The following is a 3,770-nucleotide window of genomic DNA, read 5'->3' on the forward strand; positions in this document are numbered from 1 at the left end:
GGCCTTGTTGCGTTCTTGCCGCCGGCATCGGAGCCTGATTGATTGTTCCTGGCTGCTTCGGCGGGTTACCGGGGTCGCCTCAGCTTTGACGTTCGCCAGAAAACAACCCGTGATTGTCGCCACCGTAGTCCGCGATCCTCAGCCTCCGATCATCTATTCGTTCCTCGGAGTCTTGATGCTGACCGCGATGATCAAGGGGACCCGTATCAATCGACCCTCCAAAGGCCGAATTGGATGGCTCGAAGACGCGTGGTCGGGCCTAGCAGGGTGGTGGATCGTCCTGTTTGCGATCGGGCTCTTCGCTCTAGTCGACTACTTCATGTGGGACGGCACGATTCCATTCTATCCGCGCTACCATCTTGAGTATCCATGGCTCGGCGCGTTCTACCTCGGATTGTTCATCGTGTATCTTGTGTTCGGCGCATTCTCGCGAGCACTTGGCGTCTGGCTGGGCCTGAGGCTGAGGCGAGCCTGAGGGTCCGAACGATAACGGCGAACAAGTCGAAGATGGCGACCCCTTACAGCGGCCTTGTTGCGTTTACGTTCTGGTGATTCAATCCGGCAACGAGAATCGGGAGCCCCGCCATGAGGGTCGGGATCGCCATTTCTCAGACGTTCGCTCGAAAAATGATCTTCGGCAGCCTTCCACAATGAGACCGTGGTACCGCTCACGTCTATTTTGGCTGGCACTATTTCCCCTCTTGTTCGTGCTGTGGGCTTGGTGGGATTCCACAAGCCACAGGACGACGTTAGAGATTTTGGATTCGGGACCCGGCAAGCGATTCTGGGAGGTGACCAGTCACCTCAGCGAACTCTCCATTGAGATTGGGGGAGCTTCTCCCGCGATCTTTCTGCCGGATGACCACTCGTTCGAACGGGAGGAGGCTTCGGGTGCGTCGTGGACCACGCTATTCCCTTCGTCATTCGAGATTTACCGCTTTGGTCAGGACGACGGAGGCAGGCGCAGGATTGGCATCGACATCGGTTACTTCACCGTGGCTACAGCCTATCCGCTCTTCCTCTTGAGCGTGATGCTTTGGCGTTACCGGAAGCGCGCAAATCCAAAAAGCGAACAAGCCGAAGATGGCGACCCCTGACAGCGGCCTTGTTGCGTTAGCGCTTCGGTGGTTCAATCCGGCAACGAGAATCGGAGCCCCGCCATGAGGGTCGGGTCGCCATTTCTCAGACGTTAGCCCAAAAGAATGGCACGCCGCCGAGAGCTTAAAAGTATCGCAAGTGGTCTTGCCTGGCACTGCTTGAGCCGGAATAACGACGTCAACGGCTATTGGGGCGTTGGAGTAATCTGTCTTCTCGCCCAGAAGCAAGGTTGCGGCGAGATTACTGTCCCGATATTCCCACGCACTTTTCTATCTGAGTCCGAGGCTGAGTTCCGAGATCAGTTGACCCGTCGTTTGGCGGATTGGGATTACCCACTAAAGGAGTTCGTTGTGGCTTGCTCGATCCGCTTCAGTTTTGAACCTCACTCTGTGTTCGCTCCACGAGGACAGCGTTACCGCGTGACCTGTTCCGCGATCCTCACCGATGACTTGGGCAAGCAACGTGAAGCATCCGCACACACGCTCTGCTTCCCACACAATCCAGCATTTGAACTTCAATCGACAAGGGCTAACAAGTCGCAGCACCCAACCGCCTGACCCGCTCCGAGTCGAATTTTCGTCGTGATTAGAACCATCAACCAACAGTCAACGCGCGGCTGCCGTCAGGCGGTTGGTGTGCTATGACGTTCGGCAAGAAATGGAGAGCCCGTATGAGCCACCAAACTCGGAGGCGTCTTCAGAAGACCAGAATGAGAAGCGACCGCAGTGCTCTGCAGGATGCAGCATCGCTCTGATCCTCGGCCTCCTGGGGTTCGTAGCCCTATACTTTTCGATGTTCTGGGGTTGGGCGTCTGGAGCTGGAAGCCCCCCTAACGGGGATCAACTCTTTGTTGCTAGCCGCGTTGCGTTCGGGATCGCCATCGTTGCGGCCATAGCATCGCTTTTAGCAGGCATCCATTGGCTGAGTCGCCGCTGAGCGGAACCGAAGTGATCGGACGATCTTCGACTACAGCCGATCCACAATATGCGGAAACCCACCAGGCCGAACAAGTCGCTGGTGGACGACCCCTATCAGCGGCCTTGTTGCGTTCTTGCCGCCAGCTTCGGAACCGTATTGATTGTCCGTGGCCGCTCCGGTAAGGTTGCCGGGTCGCCACAGCTTTGACGTTGTGCTGAACTTTGGAGCACCGCGTTCCGGGGTTGATGATCCTGATGGCGGATGGGATCGGGGCAAGTCGGAAGCGGCATCGCGTTCGGGCACTCGACCGGTGCTGGCCGAGATGGCGCGGAGCGTCACCGGCGGACCGCTGACCGGGCGGATAGGTTTCTGAAGCGGCGGCCCCTCATTGCTATTTGGCAGCGCAGCCCGGGGCGTCGGGCTGGCTGCGGGGGGCCAGTCTCTCCACAACTCTGGCCGCACGGCTCGGCGGTTTCGGGAGCGTTGCGGAGCAAACCGGCAAGGCGACTAACCGCAAAGCACAACAAGTCGAATCAGGGCGACCCCTCACCGCGGCCTTGTCGAAAATCCGAATTGGTGGTTCCATGCAGCAACGAGGACAGCGCCTCCGCCATGAGGGCCGGGTCGCCTGTTCTCTGACGTTGGGCAGAAAAATAGAATGAATCCTCTCCGGCACATTGCCTGCGGACTCACATTGGCAATCGCATGCTGTGGTGAACCGCCAAAGAAGAACGAGGAGGCCAAGACGGCCGAGTCGACTGGAATTTCAACCGTTGATGAGGTTTACGGACTTTCCCAAGGGCTTGTCACCGATGGGCTACATTTGACCGTTCGGGGATGGCTCGTTGCAGACGAGGATAGAGCCGGTTATGTGATCTATAACGCGGTTTGGGATCCGTTTGAACCCGAATCAAAGAAGGGCATAGCGTGGATAACGTTGAAGTTCCAAGAGCAGCCCTCGGATTACTGGATTGGCCAATACACCAACGTCGCCGGAATCATCGCCACGGAATCTCTACCCGATGGAAGTCGTGCTGTAACACTGGATCAAGCGAAGGTGGTTTCCGAGCGAATCGAAACTGGGGAGGCAATTCCCTACCGAATAAACCAAGCCCAAAACAAGTCGGCGCTGGACAACCCGCTACCCGCTCCGAGTCGGATTCAAAGGGTGATGACAAACCTCAACCTGAGTCGGAGGGGCGCTCCCGGTAGCGGGTGCCAGGCCTTCGACGTTGTGCTGGACTTTGGAGCAGGGTGTTCCGGGGTAGATGATCCCGATTGCGGATGGATCGGGGCAGGTCGGAAGCGGCATCGCGTTCGGGCACTCGACCGGTGCTGTCCGAGATGGAGCGGAGCGTCACCAGCGGGCCGCTGACCGGGCGGATAGGTTTCTGAAGCACTTCGCTTTGCGATAGCCTCTCATCGCTATTCGTCAGCGCAGCCTGGTGCGTCGGGCTGGCTGCGGGGGGCCAGTCTCTCCACGACGCTGGCCACACGACACGGCGGTTTCGGGAGCGTTGCGGAGCGAACCGGCAAGGCGACCCACCACAAAGCACAACAAGGCGAATCAGGGCGACCCCTCACCGCGGCCTTGTCGAAAATCCGTGTTGATGGTTCCATGCGGCAACGAGGACAGCGCCTCCGCCATGAGGGCCGGGTCGCCTGTTCTCTGACGTTCGCCCCAAAATGCCATCGCCAAACCGATATGCTCCAGACGAGTGGAGCCTTGAGGGCTCGCGAATCACCGATACCGA

The 3,770-nt window shown here is 58.4% G+C and carries 1 protein-coding gene and 1 pseudogene; both read left to right on the top strand.

From position 1 onward, the window contains the following. Positions 1-475 (top strand): annotated as a pseudogene (locus tag HNR46_RS20250) (hypothetical protein); the annotation flags it as partial. 175 nt (positions 476-650) lie between these two features. Continuing rightward, positions 651-1,097 (top strand): hypothetical protein, encoded by a 447-nt coding sequence (locus tag HNR46_RS20255; RefSeq protein WP_184022483.1) that lies wholly within the window; start codon positions 651-653, stop codon positions 1,095-1,097. The last annotated feature ends 2,673 nt before the right edge of the window (positions 1,098-3,770 follow it).

It is taken from the genome of Haloferula luteola, assembly GCF_014201715.1.
Taxonomy (GTDB): domain Bacteria; phylum Verrucomicrobiota; class Verrucomicrobiia; order Verrucomicrobiales; family Akkermansiaceae; genus Haloferula; species Haloferula luteola.

What these genes read in the sequence shown, in the direction of transcription:
- HNR46_RS20255 (WP_184022483.1), top strand. Translation starts at nt 651, where the DNA reads ATGAGACCGTGGTACCGCTCACGTCTATTTTGGCTGGCACTATTTCCC.